At 70.2% G+C, this 22503-nt stretch carries 18 protein-coding genes; 9 read left to right on the forward strand and 9 right to left on the reverse strand.

Annotated features, from left to right (window positions below; translation table 11 throughout):
• Positions 1–113 precede the first annotated feature (113 nt).
• Both EAD98_RS06605 and EAD98_RS06610 read right to left on the reverse strand, forming a co-directional pair.
• The gene (locus EAD98_RS06605) at positions 114–629 is read right to left on the reverse strand and encodes a SigE family RNA polymerase sigma factor (RefSeq protein ID WP_121653163.1); all 516 of its coding nucleotides are present in this window, start codon (positions 627–629) and stop codon (positions 114–116) included.
• Between the two features lie 105 nt (positions 630–734).
• Positions 735–1712 (reverse strand): GlxA family transcriptional regulator, encoded by a 978-nt coding sequence (locus EAD98_RS06610; protein WP_121653164.1) that lies wholly within the window; start codon positions 1710–1712, stop codon positions 735–737.
• A gap of 465 nt (positions 1713–2177) precedes the next feature.
• Between EAD98_RS06610 and EAD98_RS06615 the strand changes: the two genes are divergently transcribed.
• From EAD98_RS06615 to EAD98_RS06625, 3 genes are all read left to right on the forward strand, one after another.
• Positions 2178–2816 (forward strand): HD domain-containing protein, encoded by a 639-nt coding sequence (locus EAD98_RS06615; protein ID WP_121653165.1) that lies wholly within the window; start codon positions 2178–2180, stop codon positions 2814–2816.
• Positions 2817–2900: 84 nt separating this feature from the next.
• On the forward strand, positions 2901–3839 hold the full coding sequence (locus EAD98_RS06620; protein WP_121653166.1) for an NADP-dependent oxidoreductase: 939 nt from the start codon (positions 2901–2903) through the stop codon (positions 3837–3839).
• Between the two features lie 93 nt (positions 3840–3932).
• A complete protein-coding gene (locus tag EAD98_RS06625; RefSeq protein ID WP_121653167.1) occupies positions 3933–4652 on the forward strand; it encodes a VOC family protein in 720 nt (239 codons plus the stop codon).
• 99 nt (positions 4653–4751) lie between these two features.
• Here the strand turns inward: EAD98_RS06625 and EAD98_RS06630 are convergent, their stop codons facing one another.
• The 6 genes from EAD98_RS06630 to EAD98_RS06655 form a co-directional block, all read right to left on the reverse strand.
• Entirely contained in the window at positions 4752–6272 is a 1521-nt protein-coding gene (locus EAD98_RS06630; protein ID WP_121653168.1) for a non-reducing end alpha-L-arabinofuranosidase family hydrolase, read from the reverse strand.
• Between the two features lie 305 nt (positions 6273–6577).
• On the reverse strand, positions 6578–8854 hold the full coding sequence (locus EAD98_RS06635) for a hypothetical protein (protein ID WP_121653169.1): 2277 nt from the start codon (positions 8852–8854) through the stop codon (positions 6578–6580).
• Between the two features lies 1 nt (position 8855).
• Positions 8856–11822: a hypothetical protein gene (locus tag EAD98_RS06640; RefSeq protein WP_121653170.1), complete on the reverse strand. Its 2967-nt coding sequence runs from the start codon at positions 11820–11822 to the stop codon at positions 8856–8858.
• A gap of 84 nt (positions 11823–11906) precedes the next feature.
• Positions 11907–13505, reverse strand: a complete 1599-nt coding sequence (locus EAD98_RS06645) for a tripartite tricarboxylate transporter permease (protein WP_121653171.1) — start codon at positions 13503–13505, stop codon at positions 11907–11909.
• A gap of 20 nt (positions 13506–13525) precedes the next feature.
• Positions 13526–13987 carry a tripartite tricarboxylate transporter TctB family protein gene (locus tag EAD98_RS06650; RefSeq protein WP_121653172.1) on the reverse strand — a complete coding sequence of 154 codons (462 nt, stop codon included), beginning with the start codon at positions 13985–13987 and terminating at the stop codon, positions 13526–13528.
• Position 13988: 1 nt separating this feature from the next.
• The gene (locus tag EAD98_RS06655) at positions 13989–15008 is read right to left on the reverse strand and encodes a tripartite tricarboxylate transporter substrate-binding protein (RefSeq protein WP_199723312.1); all 1020 of its coding nucleotides are present in this window, start codon (positions 15006–15008) and stop codon (positions 13989–13991) included.
• Positions 15009–15173: 165 nt separating this feature from the next.
• Here EAD98_RS06655 and EAD98_RS06660 point away from each other — a divergent pair, with 165 nt between their 5' ends.
• A complete protein-coding gene (locus EAD98_RS06660) occupies positions 15174–15857 on the forward strand; it encodes a response regulator transcription factor (protein WP_121653174.1) in 684 nt (227 codons plus the stop codon).
• Positions 15858–15884: 27 nt separating this feature from the next.
• Positions 15885–17345, forward strand: coding sequence for a HAMP domain-containing sensor histidine kinase (locus tag EAD98_RS06665; protein WP_199723313.1), 1461 nt, complete (start codon positions 15885–15887; stop codon positions 17343–17345).
• 24 nt (positions 17346–17369) lie between these two features.
• Here the strand turns inward: EAD98_RS06665 and EAD98_RS06670 are convergent, their stop codons facing one another.
• Positions 17370–18329, reverse strand: a complete 960-nt coding sequence (locus EAD98_RS06670; protein WP_121653176.1) for a TAXI family TRAP transporter solute-binding subunit — start codon at positions 18327–18329, stop codon at positions 17370–17372.
• A 94-nt stretch (positions 18330–18423) separates the two neighbouring features.
• On the opposite strand from EAD98_RS06670, the gene EAD98_RS06675 reads away from it, so the two are divergent.
• The 4 genes from EAD98_RS06675 to EAD98_RS31475 all read left to right on the forward strand — a co-directional run.
• Complete coding sequence (locus tag EAD98_RS06675; protein ID WP_233583736.1) at positions 18424–20466, forward strand: hypothetical protein; 2043 nt, start codon at positions 18424–18426, stop codon at positions 20464–20466.
• A 234-nt stretch (positions 20467–20700) separates the two neighbouring features.
• Positions 20701–21633: a hypothetical protein gene (locus tag EAD98_RS06680; RefSeq protein WP_121653178.1), complete on the forward strand. Its 933-nt coding sequence runs from the start codon at positions 20701–20703 to the stop codon at positions 21631–21633.
• A 68-nt stretch (positions 21634–21701) separates the two neighbouring features.
• Positions 21702–22268, forward strand: coding sequence for a SigE family RNA polymerase sigma factor (locus EAD98_RS06685; protein WP_121653179.1), 567 nt, complete (start codon positions 21702–21704; stop codon positions 22266–22268).
• Between the two features lies 1 nt (position 22269).
• The coding region (locus EAD98_RS31475; protein WP_233583737.1) for a hypothetical protein at positions 22270–22503 on the forward strand (234 nt) is incomplete at its 3' end.

The raw sequence follows: 22503 nt of genomic DNA on the forward strand, positions 1-22503 counted from the left end.
GCGGCGGTGGCGGCGACGCCGGCCGTCGCGGATCGCGCGGCCCACGTCGACCCGCGGCGCCGGAACCGGCGCCGATCGCAGCAGTGCCGCGATTCGTTGGTCGTCCAACGTGGTCATCTCGTATTCCTCCCCGACATCTCGGTAACGTCGAGCACCTGGCGGACCGCCGCCAGCGCCCGAGCCGTCTGCGACTTCACGTTGCCTTCGGAGCAGCCCATCGCGGCGGCCGTGTCGGCCAGCGACAGGTCGCACAGGAACCGCAGGACCAGTACGGTGCGCTGGCCGCGCGGGAGGTCGGCGAGCGCGGCGACCAGGCTGTCCCGCTCGGCCAGCTCGTCGTGCGGCGTGACCGGCGGGCGCTCCGGCTCCGGCATCGACCCCAGCAGCCGGACCTTCGCCCAGCTCAACCGCTTCTCGTCGACGAGCTTGTGGACCAGCATCCGATGTACGTACGCGTCGACGTTGTCGGCGCGGCTGACCCGGCGCCAGTTCACGTACAACGCCGTGATCGTCTGCTGCACCACGTCGTCGGCCAGATGGGCGTCGCCGCACATCAGGAACGCGGTCCGATGCAGGGTCGGCAGTCGCGCGGAGACGTACTCCACGAACTCACGCTCGGCATCCACCATTCGGGGCTCCCTCCTCCGCAAGCTCGACGGGTCCGGACGACCGTCAGGTTGCGTCGACGGGAAAGTTCGGCGGAAGGCCAGATCAGCCGTGGCCGAAACGCGTGCCTAACCCGCGTCGTCGCGGCGGGTCGTGCTGAACCGGCGTTGGTGGGCGGCCGGGCTGATCGACAGCTTCCTGGCGAAGACCCGGCGCATGCTCTCGTAGCTGGGGAACCCGGCGAGGGACGCGGCCTGTGTCGCGGTGTGCCCCTGGTCGAGCAGTGCCCTGGCGAGGTCGAATCGAACGTTCTCCACGTAGCGGGCCGGTGTCGTGGACAGCTCGTCGTGGAAGAGCCGGGTGAGGTGCCGGGTGCTCACGTTGAGGTGTTTCGCGAGTTCGCCGAGCGAGTGGTCCGCGCGCGGGTTCGCCGTCACCAGGTCGGTGATCGTACGGAGAGCCGGCGAGCGGGGCGGCGGTCCTTGCAGCGGCGCCGAGAACTGGGACTGGCCGCCCGCCCGCTGCATGTACACCACCAGGGCGCGGGCGACGTCGCGCGCCAGGTCGGGCCCGTGGTCCTCTTCGACGAGCGCGAGAGCCAGATCGATGCCGGCCGTCACCCCGGCCGACGTGTACGTGGTGCCGTCTCGAACATAGATCGCGTCGGGCTCGACGCGGCACGTCGGATACCGGGCGGCCAGCTCGTGCGCGACCTTCCAGTGCGTGGTCGCGCGCTTGCCGTCGAGGACGCCGGCGGCGGCGAGGACGAAGGCCCCAGTGCAGATCGAGGCGACCCGGCTGGCCACCGCCACCGGTATCCGTGCGGCGTCCGCCAGGTCGGCGGGGACGCGGGCGCGCGGATACCGGTCGGACCCGGCCACCAGCAACGTGTCGACGGCCGGCTCCGGGGACACGGCGCCGTCGACCGCGACCCGGATCCCGAGGCTCGACGTGACGTCCGCACCGGTCGGCGACAGCAGCGAGATTTGATAGTCGGCGCCGAACCGGTTCGCCTCCCTGAACACCTCCGCGGGACCGGCGACGTCCAGCAACGTCACTCCGTCGTAGACGAGGATCGCGACCCGATGCTGGCCGGCCTTCGCCACCCCCGTCCCGTCGGAGCCGGACCCGCGCGATGAGCGGCCGGACCCCGGCGGCACTGACCGCCGAGGGGTCGGCGAAACAGGAGGCATGGACACCGTTTATTGTTAGCACGCCATTATCGGGGACAACGGAAATCCTCGGGTGCGGTTCTGCTCACGTTACGAATATTGCGGATGAACGAACTGTCCGTGATCTTCGCCTGATTACGTGCGCAACGGGTCCGCAAACACCGCAGCCGCCGGGAGGCCGGTCCAGCAATTCCTCGTGCCGCGATTGATGACTGGTGACTCACGCGCTGGACCCGACCCGGATCCCGGTGCCGCGCGTGATGGAGCACACGACCGCGATTCGCGCTGTCCGGATATGAGGGATTCCTGGCCGGACGAAGGCGGCGCCGTACGACGATCGGTGGGCAGCATGGAGGTCGCAGACACGGATCGTGCCCATATTTCGGAAGGTCGAAGATCGTGCCAGAGATCATCGCGGGGTTGGAGATTCCTGAGACAGCGGCGGTCGCCGAGGCGACCCGGCGCATCCAGGAGTCGACCAGCCCGCTCATCTACCACCATTCCCGGCGGGTCTTCCTCTTCAGCCTGATCCACGCTCAGAAGCTTGACGTGAAACCGGACCCGGAGTTGCTCTATCTGGCGGCCATGTTTCACGACACCGGCCTCCTGACGCCCTTCTCCGACGTCGTGCAGCGCTTCGAGGTCGACAGCGCCGACCACGCGCGCACGTTCCTCCTGGACCGGGGTTTTTCGACGGCCGCCGCCGAGACCGTCTGGACGGCGATCGCGCTGCACACCACGCCCGGCATCCCCGACCGGATGGCCCCGGAAATCGCGACCACGTACCTCGGTGTCCTGACCGACGTGCTCGGCTTCGGCCTGGACGGACTCGAACGCGATCAGCTGAACGAGATCCTCGCCGTGCATCCGCGGGGGGATTTCAAGAACGGGTTCCTGCGAGCCTACGTCGACGGGCTGAAGAACCGCCCCGAGACCACGAACGGCACCGTGAACTCCGACGTGCTCGAACACTTCATTCCCGGCTTCCAGCGCGTGACGACGGTCGAGCGCATCGTCGGCTCGCCCTGGCCGAGTTGATCGGACACCGGCTTCGCCAGCGCGCGCCGACGGCGGGCCCCACACCAACCCATTCCGACGTACCTTCCTGGAAAGGATTCGAGCATGCGAGCGATCACCGTACGAGACCGTGACGCGGGTGTCAGCGGGCTCACGCTGACCGACATGCCGCACCCGCACGCTGCGGAGAACGACGTCATCGTGCGGGTGCACGCCGCCGGCTTCACCCCCGGAGAGCTCGACTGGCCGGCAACGTGGACCGACCGCGCCGGTCGCGACCGGACGCCCAGCATTCCCGGGCACGAGCTGTCCGGAGTCGTCGTCGAGCTCGGCTACGGAACCACCGGCCTCACCGTGGGCCAGCGGGTGTTCGGGCTGACCGACTGGGCCCGCGACGGTTCCCTGGCCGAGTACACCGCGGTGGAGGCTCGCAACCTCGCTCCCCTCGCGGCCGACATCGACCACACCGTGGCCGCCGCGCTGCCCATTTCCGGACTGACCGCATGGCAGGGACTGTTCGACCACGCCCATCTCCGGACCGGCCAGACCGTCCTCATTCACGGCGCGGCGGGCGGGGTCGGCTCGATCGCCGTTCAACTCGCGCGGGAGGTGGGCGCCCACGTGATCGGCACCGGCCGGGCCGACGACCGTGAGGTCGCCGTCGGCCTCGGCGCGCAGACCTTCTTCGACCTGGCGGCCGACGACTGGCACCGGGCCGGCGAGGTGGATGTGGTGTTCGACGTCATCGGCGGCGACATCCTCGATCGATCGGCCGGACTGGTACGCCCGGGCGGCACCCTGGTCACCATCGCCGCGCCGCCCACCGTGCAGCCCAGGGACGGGCGAGCCGTCTTCTTCGTCGTCGAACCTGACCGCGCCCAACTGACCGACCTCGCCCAGCGCGTCCGGACCGGACGGCTCAACCCGATCGTCGGCGCCGTGCGACCGCTCTCCGAGGCGGCCTCCGCGTTCGCCCGCCGTCGCCGCACGCCCGGCAGAACGATCATTCAGGTCGCCGATCAGGAAGCAACGCCGGGCTCGTGATCAGCCTGCGAATACCACCGAACGGACGTCCGACGGCGACGATCGGCCATTTCCATGTGCGACGGTTGCCCCGCGACGCCTAGGAAGGGAGGCATGACCAACGAAGTGACCGTTCCCCTGCTGCCGTGCGGTTCCGTCGACGACATCGCCGACTTCTACGAGGTTCTCGGGTTCCGCACGACCTACAGCCAGCGCAAGCCCAACCCGTACGTGGCGTTGCAGCGCGAGGACCTGCATCTGCACTTCTTCGAGATGGCCGGATTCCAGCCCGACCAGTCGTACGGCTCCTGTCTCGTGCTCACGTCGGACATCGACGGCCTGCACCGGGCGTTCGCCGCCGGCATGCGCGCCGCGTACGGCAAGGTGCTGGTCTCGGGGATACCGCGGATGACCCGACCCAGGGCGCGGAAGAACTACGACGGGTTGGGCGGGTTCAGCGTCATCGACCCGGGCGGCAACTGGATCCGCGTCGTGCAGAACGCCACCGCTGCTCCCCCGCCGGCTGCCACCCCTGAGGGCCGTCTGGCGAAGGCGCTGGCGAACGCTGTCGTGCAGGCCGATTCCCGGGGCGACGTCGCACAGGCCGTCCGGATCCTCGACAGCGCGTTGGCCCGCCCGCAGGCCGACGACGACCCGGTCGCTCGGGTGGAGGTCCTGGTCTACCGCGCCGAACTGGCGATGGTGCTGAGCGACCCGGAGACCGCGGCGGAGATGCTGGAGCGCGCCGAACACGTCGCGCTCAGTGCGGACGAGACCGTACGGGCGAGGTCCGCGTTCGAGGCCGCCGCCGACCTCGCCGCGGCGTTGGGGTGAGTCGACGTACGCGGGGCGGGTTCGGCCGTGCGCCGAGCCCGCCCCGCCATCTCCACCCGATCCTGATCGCGAGTCGCGGTTGGGACCTGTGACAGGCCGTCAGCGTTGCAGTGTCAGCAGACCCGGCCGGTAGGGCAGGAGACCGTAGTCGCCGCCGGAGTTCGGGGACCGCCCCTGGTAGAGCAACTGCAGATTGCACGGATCGACGGTCATGGTCTGGTCGGCGTTGCTGCGGATCAACTCACCGTGGCTGATGTCGTTGGTCCAGGTGGCACCGCTGTTGGCTCTGCCGGCGAAGGGATTGCTCTCGGTCGCGGCCTGCGGTGTCCAGGAACCGCCCAGACTGGTGGCCGTGAACGAGCGGAAGTAGCGGCCCTGCGAGCCGATGGCCTCGACCAGCATGAGGTACCGGTTCTGGCCCTGGAGCTTGTACACCTGAACGGCTTCGAACAGGTTGTTCGTGGTGTCGCTCATGATCACCGTTGAGTTCGAGCCGAAGCTGCCCGGGAAATTCCCGATGGGCATGCTGGCCCGGTAGATCCTGCCGTTGTCCCCGGCGAAGAACAGGTACATGTTCGTGCTGTCGCCGATGAGTGCCTGGTCGATGGGCCCCGTACCGGAGCCGGAGATGCTTCCGGAGAAGAGCACCTGCTCGGATGACCATCCATTGGCATTGGTGGGGTCGCTCGACGTCCGGTAGGAGAAGGCGGTCCCACCCCACTGGTAGGCGAGCACCCAGATGTTCCTCGGCGCGAAGTAGAAGAGCGTGGGCGCGACAGCGGAGAAGGACATCGCGTTCTGGCTGGCCGAGGCCAGGTCGGACCAGTTGGTGAAGAGACCGAAGTTCATCGAGCCCCACCTCGTCCCGGTGTCGTGCGTCGTGGCATAGACGAGATGCCTGCCGTTGTAGGGGGCGTAGGTGAAGTCCTTGAGCGAGACCCACCCCGACCTGGGGTTCGCCAACTGGCCCGTCGACGACCAGCGGTACGTCGACGGCAGAGCGCACGTGCCGGGCGGCGGCGTGGTGGGGTTGCCCCCGCCGTCGACGCGGACGAGCTGCCACTGCTGGTTGCTGCCGTTCCAGTCGTCGTACTGCACGATGTTTCCGCCGTCGGCGGTCGACGCGCCCTGCACCTCCACCACCTTGTTGCTGTTCCGGTTGACCAGCCGGACGTGGCCGCCGTCGGAGTCGGCCAACCGGAACTGCTGGTTGGTCCCGTTGCCGTCGGTCCACTGCACGATGCTGGCACCGTTGGCCGTCGAGAAGTTGTAGACGTCCAGCACCTTGCCGGACAGTCGCGACTTCAACCGGTAGTAGCCACCGCCGGAGTCGACGAACTGCCACTGCTGCTGGTTGCCGTTGTTCCGCGCCCACTGGGTGATCCGCGCGCCGTCGTTCGTGGCCAGGTTGTAGACGTCCAGGGCCTTGCCGCTGTTGCGGTTGATCAACACGTACCACGCGCTCGTGTCGACCGTCGCCGCGGCGGCGGGCGTCGACACCGCCGCCGCGGCGGCACCACCGACCACCATCGCCGCCATGCCGGTGGCGACGACCCGTAGCAACCAGCCACGCCGCCGGGGCGGCGACGCGGGCGATGGAGACCGATCTGAGACAGACATGATCCTCCTCAATGACCAGGAGCCGAACGGTCCACCCGGAGATGGGCGCACCGCGACGCGTGGCCGGGCGGATGCATCGAGGATTGTCAGCGCTAACAAGACGTCTGCATGCCCTGGCGCACGCCGTGATTTCGAGGTCGACGAAGCGGGCTTGCCCGGTCAGCCACAGGTGTCATCGTCCCTAGCCATCGACTGTGAGCGATAACATGCGGTTCGTCAAGTCTCAGCTCATCGATTGGCATCAACAGCTGGGTCTACGAGGAATACGTCAGCGCGACAACGGGTGCCCGGCAGATCACCCGGGTCTACTTGACCTGCGGCCACCCGTTGGCCGCTGTGAAGAGGCTCTCGGTGAGTTCGTCCCACGGCCGGAGGCGTGGCATCTTCTGGCCGAGGGCCTCGGCGAGGAAGCGGAAGTCCTCCTCCAGCACGTCGATCGTCCTCATGTACGTGTGCGCGTCGAGCGACTTCAGCGTGAACAGCGTCGCGTCCGCGACCTGTTGCACGGTGAAGAGGTGCTCGGAGCCGTGTGGGATCAGGGTCCGCATGATGTCGGTCTTCGCCCGGTGGACGTAGCGGATCAGGTGTGAGGACGGGTCCAGACGGATCATCTCGGCGGCCACGCCGGCGTTCTTCGGCACGAGGAAGGCCTGGAAGGCCAGGTATTCCGGCACGGCCTCGGTCCACTCGCGGAGCCGCCGGAGAAAGCGCTGTTCGATGATGTGGTCCAGCTCGAACAGGTATCCGAAGCCGGACACGTCGCGGACCCGGTTCTGGAGCTCGTTGTACTGGTTGACACCCATCCTGGCCACGTTGTCGTAGTGGCCCAGCATCGCCGGCGTGAGGGTCACCTGGTTCGGCAGCCTGCCGTGGGCCGCCTTGATGACGGTGCGGTAGTCGTCGCCCAGGTGCGCCGTGAGGTAGGCGTGCACCCACTGACGATCCGTGGCGAGCAACCAGTCCAGCGGCGCCTTCGGGACCGTCGCGCGGCGGGTCGTGATGGTGAGGTACTGGTCGTACTCCCAGCGCAGCATCGAGTTGGCGAACGAGGCCATGTCCTCGGTGAACAGCGCGCGCACATCAAGGGCGAGGAGGTCGTCGGCCTGCTTCGAGGCCTTCTTCGCCTCCTGCAGCACATCCTGGACGCCCTTGGCCACCGCCGAGACCGCACGGGGGTTACCGGCGGCGGCTTCCAGCATCTTGGCGAGCTTCTCCTGTCGTGGCGCCGGTAGGTTCTGGAGCCGTTTCAGGAGCGCGCCGGACCGCGCGGAAGTGTCGACGTCGTCCACGACCCGGCGCAGGTCAGCCATCAACCCTTCGATGCGGGCGAGTTCCTCGCTGAGCCGCGCCGAACTTCTGCCCAGGCGGACATAGGCCGTCGCGCCGACCGACACCGCAGACAGAGTTCCGTACAGGATGATCTCGTTGGAGGTGACGCGAGTTCCCCAGAAGTCACGACCGGTGGCCATCATGAACGCGAGCTGTCCGAGCTCGTACAGGTCGCCGACGACGGGGACGAAGCTGAGCGGCACCTCGATCATCAACTGGAGCACGGACAGGAAGCCCGTCCGGTCGGGCAGCTCGTGGCGACGGAGGGTCCGCACGTCGGGGTCGAGGTCCGTGCCCTGGCGAGGAACCTTCTCGTGCGCGACCTTGCGGGAGTAGACGTACGTCGCCCGCGCGACGGCCTTCGGTCCGGCACGGACGGCCACCGTGACGTTGTCGTCGTGCTGAACGATGATCCGGCTGGCCGAGCCGCGGCAGCCAGCCGAGTAGGCGTACGCCGCGGGCTTGTCCGGGTCCTTGATCGTGACCTGTATCTGGAAGCGGCCTTCCCAGGACTGGATCACCACCCCGGTGGGCTGCGGCACGATCACCAGTCCGGGCGGCAGTCCCCGCTTCCAGACGTAGCCGAGGCTCACCGCCATCGTGTCGGCGACCCTGCCCAGGTCGCCCTCCACCGGGACGGGATCCTCGGCCCCCGAGACGAGCACGTACGGAGTGCCCATCACCGCGAGAATCGACTGCGGATCGCCGAACGACGGCGTCACCCGCGGATCCTGGTTGCGGATCACCGTGACCTGGGGCGTGAGGTCGCACAGCAGGGTGTCGGGATCGAGGACGTCGTGGCGCAGGTCGGACATGGGCCGGCGCTGGTGATGCGACGGGTGGCACTGGCAGGAGGGCCCGGGTGAGGTGGTCACCGCCGAGAACGGGGACCGGGGTCGCGCGACGCGGAACGCGGTGAACGACGGCCGGTCCCGGCGTACCTGCACGGTGACGTCCCGTGCCAACGCCATCAGCAGTACCGGCCGCCGGAAGACCGGCGACTCGGGATAGGTGACCCTCGCCGGGCCGCCTGCCGCCGGCAGCCAGTGCCACACGACCGGCGGGATGCCCAGCTCCTTCCAGCGCTTCGCGCTCGCCCGCCCGGGGCGGATCGTCCAGGTCCAGGAGACCTTCAGCGAGGTGTCGGTGATGGTGATGCGGGCGAGGTTGTCGGCCGGAAGCAACCGGCCGCTGAACGCGAGGGCGCCGGCCAGCGAGGGCATCGACGCGTAGGTGGCGCCGTCGCGAAGCACCCTACGGCTCCTCGTCAGGCACCCAGTGCCCGTCGGCCTGTCTCGTCCAGCGCGGCAACCCCTCCGCCGTGCGCAGGTGCATGAGGCTCGTGGGCACCCGCACCTCCCACGGCTCTCCGACGGGAACCTCCGAGCCGGGCACGCCCAGCCGTTCCGCTATCTCGTCCGCGATCGGCAGGTACGTGTCGTCGCTGACCGTCGGGAGCGGACCACCCTGCCAGGGGTCGCCGGTCTTGCGGAAATGGTCCACCGCGGGCTCGAATCCGGGCCGGACCGGCAGGACGAGCCGTGCGTAACCCGCCTTGAGGAAGTCCTCGAACTCCAGGTCGCCGTCGCGGATGTCGAGACGCTCCAGCCAGCTCGACCGCCGTCCCCAGAAGTACGGGTAGCACACCCAGGACATGTTCTCCCATTCGAAGGCCTGCTCGAAGAACCGCACGTAGGCGCCCTCGATGCCGGCCTGGTCGAAGCGGATCCGGGGCAGCCCGTCCGGGCCCGTCGTCGTGGCGTCGAACAGCTCGAAGTGCTGCTCGGTCAGGAGCGTGACGCACATCCGCTTGAGTTCGTCGACCATCGTGGCCCGGTTGCGGTACGCCTCCCGGCTCACGACCACGGGCGGCGCCGTCGCCTCGGCGGTGGCCAGCTTCGCTTCGTACTCGGACAGTCGCGAACGATAGGCCTCCACCAGTTGGGCATGGGTCTCGTGCTGCCAGACGGCCAGCGCGCGCGGCGTCGCGGCGCAGGTGACCTCGACGGCGCACGCGATGTGTCCGACCTTGTCGGTGGTCAGCGCGAACGGGACGGCCTCGGTCTCCCCGTCCAGGTCGGTGATCCACACCCACGGGGACCCCTGGCCGAACCGGTGTGCACGTCGCCCCATGACGACATCGACGCTCCAGCCGTCCCAGATGGTGGTGACGACGCCGACCGATGCCTGCACCGCGCGGTATCCGTCGGGCACCTTGACCCTGGTGGAGTCGGTGAACTCCTGGGTCGACTCCTCGCCGCCGGTGTGGAAGTCGTACGCCTCGGTGGCGAACGGCTGCGGCGGCGGCTTGATGCCGGTGGCGCCGTACATCGTCACGAAGGACTGGTAGGTGTCCGGGTGCAGTTCCTCGGGGCGCACCGAGAACGGCACCGGCTCGACGATGTCGACGACCTCGGCCCGGCTGCGGCGGAACGCCTCGATGAGCTGCGCTCCGGGCTCGGGCACCAGCACGTCGTACAGCGTCCGCCTGCCGTAGTTGTAGACCTGAGCCTCGTAGACCTTGGTCAGCCACTGGTACACGCCCACCACGTGCTCGGCGCCCAGCGTGTTGTTGAACGTGTGCTGGTCGGTCTCCTCCACCTCGGTGGTGGTGCGGCGGGTCTGCCGGGTGAGGATGCGTTCGGCGGTCCGCTCGGCGGCGGTCTGGGTCACCTCGCGCGCCATCGTGCTCGCCGAGGATTCACTCTCCTCGGTGTTCCGCGTCCACGCGGCCTCGGCGCTGGCCTGGAAGTCGACGGTCGGCCCGTAGCTGCCGGAGACCGTGAGCGACCCTTTGACGTCGGAGCGCTCCTGCAGCAGGGACTGTGCCTCGCGCTGCATCTCGAAGCGATCGGTGGTCGTCAGGGAGCTGCTCTCCTCGTGCTCCTGCTCCCGCTCCTGGACGAAGATGGTCTCCGTCTCGGTCCGGGTGCGCCGGACCCGGTCCCGCGACTCGCTGCGCATCACGTTCTCGACGTACGCGATCTCGTCGCGTGCGTAGCCCTTGAGCTGCTGGCGCACCACGTACAGGTCCATGACGCCGGCGGGGCCCAGATCGGCGTGGGTGCGCGGGACCGGGTCCGGGACGGGCGGGCTCTCCAGGGGGTCGAAGAGGTCGAGCAGTTCCCGCGGGGTGCGGCGGCGAACGTCCGCGAGCAGGCCGTTGGCGCGTGAGACGACGACGTCGCCGCGTCGCCACCACGTGGCCCGGGGCAACAGTGACCCCACCAGGCTCTGCGCCGACTCGTGCAGCGCGCGTCGCTCCCGTAGCAGGGCGGAGACGACGTCGGGCAGATGGTCGGACGGATCGACCTTGAGGCCCTGGAGCGCCTCCTTGGTGCGACCGTCGAGCCGGTCGACGGTGGCCGTGTCGAGCCGTACCCCGACCGGGTCCGTCATCGGCAGAAACTCCGGGCGTCCACTGATCGCGATCTCCGCACCGGGCTGCGCCCGGATGCCGGGTGCCGGCGACGGCAGGTCCGGCAGCCTCAGCGACAGCTCGAGTTCCTTGCGGCGGATCGTCAGGTCACGCTCGAAGAGCGCCTGCGGTCGCAGGTTCTCCGGTGGCAGCACCTGTGGATACTCGCGCTGGGCAGTGCGCCGGAAGCCGCTCGCGGGCACGGCCGCCAGTTCGGCGATCGCCGCGTCGACGGCCTCATGCCGGGCCGCCAGCTCTGCCAGCCGGTCTCTGATCACGACCGGATCGCGGGGTGGCGACGCCGGTCGGGGCCCGCGTCCGAACCAGTCCGGCAGGCGGACGATCCGCAACAGGCGCTTCTCGCCCGAGGAGATGTAGTCGTGGATGCGCAGGGCGTCGACGAGACGGGCGATCGGGCGGCGGTGTTCGGCCGGCAGCAGCTTGACCACCAGGACGCTGTCCTTGATGTCGGCGATGCCCGCCACCGTCTGCGGATCCGCGAGAAAGTCGGCGACCGGGCGGCCCAGGAGATCCGCGAGGTCGAGGGGCCTCTCGGACCGGGCCAGCGCCTCGCTCACGGCGCGCGTCGCCCCGACCACGCCCGTCGTCCCCTCCCCGGTCACATAGTGCGGACCGGCGGCGAACTCCTCCGCCAGGCGCTTCCTTCGCGCGAGGGAGTCCGGTTCGGACGCGACCGCGGCCAGTCGCTGTTGCAGCTCCGTGTCGGCGCTCAGGTCGAGCGCCTCCGGAGCGTCGGTCGTGAGCGGTTGCCTGACCTGCGCGAATTGGAACAGGGCTTCCATGGCCGGATGCTAGGCCCGGCCGGCACCCCGACTCAGTCACCTTCGCGACCAGGAAACCGCGGATGATGTTCACCAAATCCGTGCTCAGCGTTGTGGCGGGACCCGTGGCGGCAGCTCGTCGAGGTCGTCGTGCGCCCGCGGGCTGGGCGGCGGCACCGGGTTCGGGATCCCGTCGAGGCTCTCGTCCTCGGCGAACACGATCTCGCGGCGCTTGCGGATGGTCGGAAGGACGGCGACGACGAGCGCCGCCACCGCCAGCGCCAGGAACACGGCGGAGATCGGTCGGGTCAGGAAGACCGACGCGTCGCCGCGCGAGATGATGAGCGCACGCCGCAGGTGCTCCTCCAGCAGCGGACCGAGGACGAAGCCGAGCAGCAGGGGCGCCGGCTCGCAGCCGCACTTGATCAGGATGTAGCCCAGGATCCCGAAGAACGCGATCGCGTACACGTCGTACGCGTTGAAGCTCAGCGAGTAGGTGCCGATCGCCGCAAACAAGATGATCATCGGGAACAACACCTGGTACGGGATGCGCAGCATGCGCACCCAGATGCCGACCAGCGGCAGATTCAGCAGTACGAGCAGCACGTTTCCGATCCACATCGACGCGATCAGGCCCCAGAACAGCGCCGGCTCGTCGGTGATGACGTTCGGGCCGGGGGTGATGCCGTGGACGATGAACGCGCCGACCATCAGCGCCATCACCGGGTGGGCGGGCAGTCCCAGGGTGAGCAGCGGGATGAACGACGTCTGCGCGGCGGCGTTGTTCGCCGACTCGGGACCGGCCACGCCCTCGATCGCGCCGCGTCCGAACTCCTGCTGCCGCTTCGAGATCCGCTTCTCGACGGCGTACGAGGTGAACGAGGCCAGCACGTGGCCGCCGCCGGGCAGGATTCCGAGCGCGGCGCCCAGACCGGTGCCGCGCAGGATCGGGCCGACGATCCGGCGGCGGTCCTCGCGGGTCGGCCACAGGTTCTTCACCGTGCTGACGATTGCCGTGCGGGTCCGCTCGTTCTCCAGATTGCGCAGGATCTCGGCCACCCCGAACATGCCGACGGCGACCGACACGAAGTTGATGCCGCCGTACAGCTCACGCTGGTCGAACACGAACCGGGGCGTGCCGGTGTAGATGTCCTGGCCGACCGTGCCGAGCAGCACGCCGAGCGCGATCATCGCCAGTGCCTTGAGCGCCGATCCGCGCGCCAGCGCGATCGACACGATCAGGCCGAACAGCACCAGCGAGAAGTATTCGGCCGGGCCGAACCGCAACGCGACGCTGGCCAGCGGTGGGGCCGCGACGGCCAGCGCGACGGTGGCCACCGTACCCGCGATGAAGGACCCGACCGCGGCGGCCGCCAGCGCCGGGCCGGCGCGACCCTGCCGGGCCATCTCGTGCCCGTCCAGCGCGGTGACCGCCGCCGACGACTCACCGGGCAGGTTGATCAGGATGGCGGTCGTCGAGCCGCCGTACTGTGCGCCGTAGTAGATACCGGCCAGCATGATCAACGCCGTGACCGGCTCGAAGCTGAACGTGATCGGCAGCAGCATCGCCACCGTCGCTGTCGGCCCGATGCCGGGCAGCACGCCGACCGCGGTCCCGAGCAGCACTCCGACGAAGCAGTAGAGGACGTTCTGGACCAGGAGGGCGGTCGAGAAGCCCAGCGCGAGGTTGTCGAGAAGCTCCATGCCTCAATCCGGATGTCCCGTCAGAACCCCAGCCACGGACCCCATAGCGGGATCCGCAGCTGCAGTCCGACGACGAAGATGAGCGTGCTGGCCACGGTCAGCCCGGCGGCCACGGCCACGGCCGTGAGCAGCCGTACGCGGGAGCTGGCCAGCGTGGTGAGCAGGGCGGTCACCGCCGACGTCGGTACGAATCCGAGGCGCCGGACGGTGAATCCGAAGAACAGGACCGCGAGCACGATGACGGCGACCGCTCGCCAGGGGATCGCCCCGAACGAGGTCACCTCGCCGGCGACGAGTCCCTTGCCGATGATCGCCAGGCCCAGGACGGCCACGGTCGCGCCGACCAGCATCGGAAAGGCCCCGGGGCCCATCCGTAGTGGGGTGCCCAACCCGTAGCCGAGCGCCCCCCACACGAAGGCACCACCAATCAGGACGAAGATTCCCCCGGCGAGGACGTCCGGCATCGACCGACGGCGCTCCACCTCAGGAGACCGTGACCCCGGCGTCGGCGATGATCTTCGCCCAGGTGCCGAGCTGCTCTTCGAGCTTGGCGCGATGCGCCTGCGGGGTCGCGTCCTCGGCCGGGACCGGCGCGGTGCCGAGCTTGGCCATCTGGTCGATGACACCCTGGTCGGCCAGGGCCACCTTCAGCGCCTCGGACAGCTTCTGGATGATCTCGTCCGGCGTGTCGGCCGGGACGTAGAGACCGTGCCACACGCTGACCTGGAGCTGGGACAACCCGGCCTCGGCCGTGGTGGGCAGGTCCGGCAGGCTCTTCACCCGCTCCGGCGTGGTGACCGCGTACGCCTTCACCTTGCCCGCGGCGATCTGGCCGCTGGTGTTGGTCGTCTGGTCGCACATGAAGTCGACCTGGCCGCCGACGAGGTCGGTCAGCGCGGGGCCGGTGCCCTGGTACGGGACCTCCTGGAGCTTGACCCCGGCAGCGGTCTGGAACAGCAGGCCGCACAGGTGGGAGGCGGCGCCGATGCCGGCGTTGGCGAGGGTGACCTTGTCGGCGTTCGCCTTCACGTGGGCCACGAGGTCCTGGAGCGTCGCGGGTGCGAAGTCCTTGCGGGCGACGACGGTCATCGGCACCTCGGTGACGAGCCCGACCATCTTGAAGTCCTCGAGCGGCTTGTAGTCGAGGTTCTTGTACAGGGCGGGCGCCGTGGACATGCCGATGTGGTGCATGAGCACGGTGTAGCCGTCCGGATCGGCCTGCGAGACCTCGCCGGCGCCGACCGTGCCGCCGGCACCCTCGACGTTCTGGACGACGATCTTGCCGCCGAGCTTGGCGGCCATCGGCTCGGCGATCATGCGGGTGACCGTGTCCGTGGGCCCGCCCGCGCTGAACGGCACGACGATCGTGATGTTCTGGTCCGGGTAGCTCGAGGCGTCGCCGCCGCTGCCACCGCCGCCGTTTCCGGAGCAGGCGGCCAGGAGCGAGAGGGCGCCGACCGCGGCGATCATCCGCGCGGCGACCCGATGCCTGGTCGTTGTCATATCGAGGCCTCCTCGTCGGCGCGTGCGCGTTGTCGGGCCTCAGTCTCGGCGGGCGGAGACGCGGATGGTGTCAGAGAAATCCCAAGGAATGCGCTCGATGTCAGAGGAATCCCAAGAACTCCAGGGCTGACATGAGCGTCGATACAGGCCGTACAATCCGCCGGTATGCGGATAACCGTCATCGAGGATGACGACCGCGTGGCGCGCGGTCTGGTGACCGTGCTGGCCCAGGCGGGTTTCGAGGTCCACCGCATCGCCACCGCCGCGGAGGCCGTGCGTGCGGCGCCGGCCGACGTGGTCCTCGTCGACCTGGGTCTGCCGGACGGCGACGGGCTCGACGTGATCCGCAAACTGCGTGACCGCCCGGAGACCGCGGTCATCGCGGTGACCGCGCGATCCGAGGAGCACGAGCGGGTCCGTGGCCTGCGCGCCGGCGCCGACGACTACATCGTCAAGCCGTTCGGCGTCCCGGAGTTGCTGGCCCGGATCGACGCGGTCCTGCGGCGTACCCGGACCGCTCGCGCCCTGAGCCACCCGGACGAGCCGCTCGTCATCGGCCCGATGCGGATCGGCGTCGGCACCCGCGAGGTCACCGTCGGCGACACGCCCGTGCCGTTGACCCGCAAGGAGTTCGAGCTGCTCCTGCTGCTGGCCCGACGGGCGCCGAACGTGGTCAGCCGCGACGTCATCCTCGACCAGATCTGGGGCGCGACCTGGGAGTCGTCGAGTCGCACCCTGGACACCCACATCGCGGCGTTGCGCCACAAGCTGGGGCCGGACGTGGTCATCCGCACGCTCCACGGTGTCGGCTATCGGCTCCTGGCCGACCAGCCGGAGCTGATCGGCTGACGCGCCGTGCACCGCCGCCTGCTCATCGTGCTGGTTCCCATCGCAGTGCTGCTCGTCGCGGCGCTCGGGGTGCCGCTCAGCGTCACCGTGGCCGAGCGTGAGATGCAGGAGACGTACGTCAACCGGCTCAACGACGTCGGCCGGTTCGCATCGCTGGCCGAGACCGCGCTGTCGAGGGGGCGGACCGAGGCGTTGCAGCAGGAGTTGACGCGCTACCACGAGCTGTACGGCATCCCGGCAGCGGTGATCGACACGTCGGGCACGGTGCTGCTCGGACCGGCCGACGCGTACCAGGAGGCGGCGCGGGCCGAGCCGGCGTTGCCCCGGATCGTGACCGCGGCGCTGGCTGGGGCCCGGTCCGAACCGTCCTGGGAGTGGGCGCCGTGGGACGACTCGGCACTCGTGGTGGCCGAGCCGGTGGGCCGGGACAGTGAGGTGGTCGGCGCCGTCGTGACGATCTCCGACCTGTCCAGGACGCGCGAGCACATCCTCGTACGCTGGGCCTGGCTCGCCGGGCTCGGCCTGCTGCCGTTGATCGCGCTGGCGGCCGTCGCCTGGCCGGTGTCCGCGTGGGTGCTGCGGCCGGTGCGGAAGCTGGACGCGGCGACCTCGCGGATCTCCGAGGGCGATCTGACGATCCGCGCCGACGCCGAGGCCGGCCCGGTCGAGCTGCGGCGGCTGGCGGAATCGTTCAACACCATGATGGACGCCGTGGAGAACGCGGTCCAGCGGCAGCGGGCGTTCGTGTCCGACGCGTCGCACCAGCTGCGCAACCCGTTGACCAGCCTCCGGCTCGCGGTGGAGAGCCTCGCACCACACCTGCGGCCCGACGGCGACGGGCGGCAGGTGTACGACGTCGCCGTCGACGAGCTGAAGGCGATGCAGCGGATGCTGAACTCGCTACAGGCCAGCGCGCGGATGGAGAGCATGCGGACGGCGTCGCCGGTGGATCTCGACGCGGTGCTGGCGACCCGGGTGGACCGGTGGCGCGCGTTGACGGCGACGGCGGGACAGACGCTGGCGGTCGACGTGCCGCCGGGGTTGCGGTTGCTGGAGCCGCCGGGCGGGTTGGGCAGCGTCCTGGACGAGCTGATCAGCAACGCGTTACGGCTGTCGGACGCGCAGGTGGTGGAGGTGAGCGCCCGGATCGTCCCCGGTGACGCGAGCGCCGGGCACGGCAACGGCTCCGCGGCCGGCGGGGTCGTCACCGTCGCGGTCCGCGACGACGGCCAGGGGATCGACGTTTCCGAGCGGGCCCAGGCGCTACGACGGTTCTGGCGGTCGCCGCGACACCAGAACGTGTCCGGGACCGGCCTGGGACTGGCGATCTGCGCCGACCTGGTCGGCGCCGCCGGGGGCGAGCTGCGGCTGGAGAAGGGCCTGCCGCGTCCGGACGGGTCCGGGCACGGGTTCGCCGCGGTGGTCGCGATGCCGGCCGTTGCGCGGGTGGCGTCGACGTCCGGCGACCCGGCTCCGTCGCCGGTCTGAGGCCCCGGCCCGCTCGGCCCGGGGTCAGCGCTTGCGGTCCCGGAACCAGGCTGCCGCGCCCGGATGGAGCGGGACCGACGCGGTGGAGATACCGGTGCGCACGTTGATCCGCCACGCCTCCGGAACGGCTTCGGCGTCGTCGCGGCCTGCGGCGGTGATCGTGCCGGTGTGCGTGAAGATCGTGTCGGTGATGGCGTAGACCAGATCGTCGGGCAGGTCGTTGCGCACGAGCAGCACGTTCGGCACGGCGATGGTGCGGGTGGCCGGGACGCCGGCGTAGGCGGTCGCGGGGATCATCGCCGGAGCGTACGGACCCGGGTACGCCGTGAAGAGCGCGTCCGCCTGCGCGTCCAACGGGATCAGCCGGATCGGGTGCCGCTGCGCCAGGTCCGTGATGGCGGGTGTCGGGACGCCGGTCAGGGAGAACATCGCGTCGATCCTGCCGTCGCGCAGTGCCGCCGCCGATTCGGCCTGGCTGAGGTACCGACCGTCGGCGTTCACCGGGCCGAGCTCCAGCACCCGCAGCGACGTGAACTCGGTGCCCGAGTCACGGGCGCCGAGGGATATGCGTCTGCCCGCGAGGTCCCGGAACTCCCTGATCGCCGAACCGGCCACGACCACGAGATGCAGGTGACTGTCGTAGAGCCGGCAGATCGCCGAGAGCCCCTCGGGCGCGGTGCCGTCGGTCGTGATCAGGGCGTCCAGACTCGTCAGCCCCAGGTGCACCTCGCCGGCCCGCAGCATCCGGATGTTGTCGGTGGACGCCCCGCTCGGCACGGTGGTCACCGTGGCGCCCGGCACCTGCTCGGAGATGTGTTCGGCCAGCGCACCACCTATGCGCCGGTATACCGCACCCGCCGGCCCGGTGGCCAGTCGCAGGTGGACCCGGTCGACCTCGGGCTGCCGGGAGCACCCGACGAGCAACCCGCCCGCGACCACGAGCGCCGCCCGGCGGCTGAACCGTACCCCCGGGTTCAGCACCATGCCGCGATGATACGGACGCCGGCGTCGATGGGTCTTGCCGCGATCACTCGTGCGGCGTAGGAAGAACACCACGCTCCGTCCGCCATCGAAGGAGATGCGTGTGACCACCCCCGTACGGCTCCGTCTCGCCGTGTCCGTGCTGGTGACTGTCGGTGCCGTACTGCTCGGCACGGCCGCCGCCGGCGCACCCCCCGCGATGCCGTCGCAACCGGCCACCCACGGTGGCTGCGACCCGATCGACCCGACCGCGTGCCTGCTGCCCTTTCCGAACGACTACTTCACCGTGCCCGATCGGGCCAGCCGCACCGGCAGACGCGTGCAACTCGCGCCGTCCTCGATGCCCGCCAACGTGCAGGGCACCCCGATCAACCCGGCCGAGTGGAACCGGCAGGACGGGTTCAGCCCCGGCTCACCGATCCTGGTACGCGTGCCCCGCCTCGACGCCGCGGCCACGGGGATCGCTCCGGTCACCGACATCGGCCGGTCGCTGGCCCCGGACGCGCCGATCGTGCTGCTCAACACGGCCACCGGCAGGCGCACCCCGTACTGGGCGGAGCTGGACGCGCACGCCGCCGACCAGCCCGACCGCCAGCTGCTCATCATCCGGCCGGCGGTGGCGCTGGCCGAGGGCACCCGGTACGTGGTGGGCCTGCGTGACATGCGCGACCGGAGCGGGAAGCTGATCCCGGCGCCGGCCGCGTTCCGCAGGTACGTCACCGGCGCCGGTCTCCACCCCCGGGACCGCCGCACGCCGCAGATCAAGCGGATCCTCGCCGACCTGACCAGGATCGGCGTCAAGCGGCACAGCCTCCACCTGGCCTGGGACTTCACGGTGGCCAGCCGGCAGGGCCTCACCGGGCGGATGCTCGCGATCCGCGACACCGCCTTCGCCACCCTGGGCGCGGCGGCGCCGTCGATCACCGTCACCCAGGTGACCGACTACCCGCCGGAGCAGGATGCGCGGATTGCTCGGCAGGTGACCGGCACCATCGGCGTACCGTCCTACCTGACCGGCAGCGGCGAGCCAGGTTCGCGGCTGCACTACGGGCCGGCCGGCGGCGACGGGACAGCACCGACGAGGTACTCCCTGCCCACTCCGTCCGGCGCGACGCTGCGGGCGGACTTCGTCTGCAACATCCCGCGCAACGCCTCGGCGGCCAATCCGGCGCACCTCTCGCTCTACGGCCACGGCCTGCTGGGCAGACCGACCGAGATCAACGCCGGCAACGTCAAGACCATGTCGGCCACGTACGACTTCACCTTCTGCGCGACCAGTTGGATCGGCATGGCCGCCGCCGACGTCCCGTACGTGGCCGGCGCCTTCAGCGACCTCAGCGCCTTTCCCGCGGTGGCGGATCGGCTGCAGCAGAGTTTCCTGAACTTCCTCTTCCTGGGCCGGGCGATGATCCACCCGAACGGGTTCGCCGCCGACCCGGCGTTCCAGAACGCCGACGGGCAACCGCTGATCGACGTGGCCGGCGGGCTGCACTACGACGGCAACAGCCAGGGTGGCATCAACGGTGGCGCGCTCACCGCCATCGCCCAGGACTGGACCAGGTCGGTGCTCGGCGTGCCGGCGATGAACTACTCGACGCTGTTGCAGCGCAGCGTGGACTTCGCCCCCTTCCAGACGATCATGGATGGCTCCTATCCGGACAAGGTCGACCAGCAACTGATCTTCGCGTTGCTGCAGATGCTCTGGGACCGGTCCGAGGCCAACGGGTACGCCCAGCACATGACCGACAACCCGTTGCCGCGCACCCCGGCGCATCAGGTGCTGATGCACGTGGCCTTCGGCGACCACCAGGTCTCCCCCGCGGCGGCCGAGGTGCAGGCGCGCACCATCGGCGCCCGCCTGCACACCCCTGCCCTCGCCGACGGCTGGTCACTCGACGTGAAGCCGTACTGGGGAATCGCACCGATCCGGTCGTACCCGTACACCGGCTCGGCGATCGTGATCTGGAACAGCGGTGCGGCGTACGCTCCGCCGACGACGAACCTCGCCCCGGCCGGCCCGGAGTACGGCGACGATCCGCACGAGTTCGCGCGCGCCCAGCCCGGAGCGCAGGAGCAGAAGGCGACGTTCCTGCTCACCGGCAAGATCATCGACGTCTGCGCGGGAGGACCCTGCCCCTGACGCGTGCTCGCGGCTCGCACGCGACGACGTCCGGCCCGGATGAATTCGAGGTAACGGCTCGCGTCGTCCAAGCGGATCCTCCAGATGCTCCTCCCGGGCGGAGCTGTCACCTACGTGACATCCATCGGCGTACATCTTGCTGCAACCGCCGGGAGGGTCATCAGGTGTCTTGCCCGTAACACCGCCGACGGTGCGGTACCGCCGGCGGCACCACGGGGATCCGGAGGACCAGACATGACCACGACCACAACCCGTCGGCTCGTCGCCGCCGTCCTGGGCGCGGGGGTCGCCCTGTTCGGGACAGCCGTGCCGGCCGCACAGGCCGCCGTCGCGCCGGGCGACACGTCCGTGTCGGTCGGCCGGCTGGTGCTCGAACCCACCGACCGGGGGTACGCCGGCAGCCTGCCGGTGACGGTGACCTACCGGGGCGCGAAGGCCTCCTACCTGAACCTGACCCTCACCGAGCCGGTACCCGGCGCGTTCGCCGGGCTGACGCCCGCCGACGCGTGCATCTTCGGCAGCCCGCAGCCGCTGCGCACGATCGACTGCCTGGTGCCCGGCGGCGCGTTGCAGCGCGGCGAGCGGCGCCGGTTCACGGTCGACTTCCGGGTGCTGACCACTCCGCAGGCCCACGCCATGCGCGCCACGGGTGGCCGGCTGACGGTCGAGACCGGGGACGCGAACCCGGCCAACGACACCAGCGGGTTCGCCACCCTGTTCCGGTCCACCACCGGCTCGCTGCGCAGTCCGCAGCCGTACGTCTGGGACACCCAGACGGACGCGTCGCTGGCGGTCGGGTCCGCCACCCTCTCCCGCCAGGAGGACGGGAGCTGGCTGGGCCGGCTGCCGGTGACGGTGCGGTCGGCGGGCGACGCGGCGCACGACGCGTACTGGCTGGACCCGAGGCTGCCGGCCGGGGTCAGCCTCGTCGGGATCGAGCCGGAGGAGGCCTGCGCCGCGAACTGCGCGGTGGCCGGTGGGCGGTTCATGGAGGGTGAGGAGCGCGCCGTGGCGCTCCTGCTCCGGGCACCCGCAGAGGTCACCCCTGGTGACCTCGGCTCAGGGTCGGTGCGGCTGTACGCGGTGTTCGGGTGGGGCGACGAGCTGACCGACGTCGATCCCAGCGACAACTCCGCCGACTTCCGCGTCACCGCCGTCGTCGACTGACGATGACGCAGTCAGATGCGCGGCCGTGGGTGACCCCGCGGCCGCGCACTCCCACTCACGTCGCCGCGATGCCTCCGGAACGACTGACGATCGAGGTGAGGGCTGCTGTGGAGGAGGATTCCGGTCCCGGCTTCGACGAGGTCTACCGCCACCACTTTCAGCCTCTGGTGGTGCAGCTGTACGCCTTCGTCGGAGACATGGGCGAGGCACAGGACCTGGTGCAGGAGGCGTTCAGCCGGGCGTGGCCCCGCTGGCATCGGATCGCCCGCTACGACGATCCGGTGGCCTGGGTCCGCCGGGTGGCGTGGAACGCCGGCGCCAGCCGGTGGCGTCGGGTGCGTACCGCCCGGCTGTTCCAGCAGCGGCAGCGGCTGGATGTGGTGGACGGCCCCGGCCCGGAGCGGGTCGCGCTGACCGCGGCCCTCGGGACGCTCCCGGCCGACCAACGACGCGCGGTCGTGCTCCACTACCTGGCCGAACTCACCGTCAACGAAATCGCCGAGGACTGCGGCGTGGCTCCCGGCACGGTCAAGTCCTGGCTGCATCGCGCCCGTGCCGCGCTGGCCACCCGGCTCGCCGACCACGACCCCCAGGAGCCAGGCGAGCGCCGACCGACCGGAAGGACGGCGGACTGAGATGAACCATCACGACCAGGGATCGGATCCTCTGGCGGCATCCTTCGCCGAGCTGCGCTCCGCGAGCCTCCGGCACGTCACCCAGCCCGACCCGGACGAGCCGCGTCGCCGAGCGTACCGCCGGCTGCGCAGACGCATCGCCGTCCCGGGCGTCGCCGCGGCGGTCGTGATGGCCGCCGGCGCGGTTGGGTTCGTGAGGATCGCGGCCCCTCCGCCCCCGGGGGTCGTCACGGAC

It is taken from the genome of Micromonospora sp. CV4 (assembly GCF_003667455.1).
In the GTDB taxonomy this organism is placed as follows: domain Bacteria; phylum Actinomycetota; class Actinomycetes; order Mycobacteriales; family Micromonosporaceae; genus Micromonospora.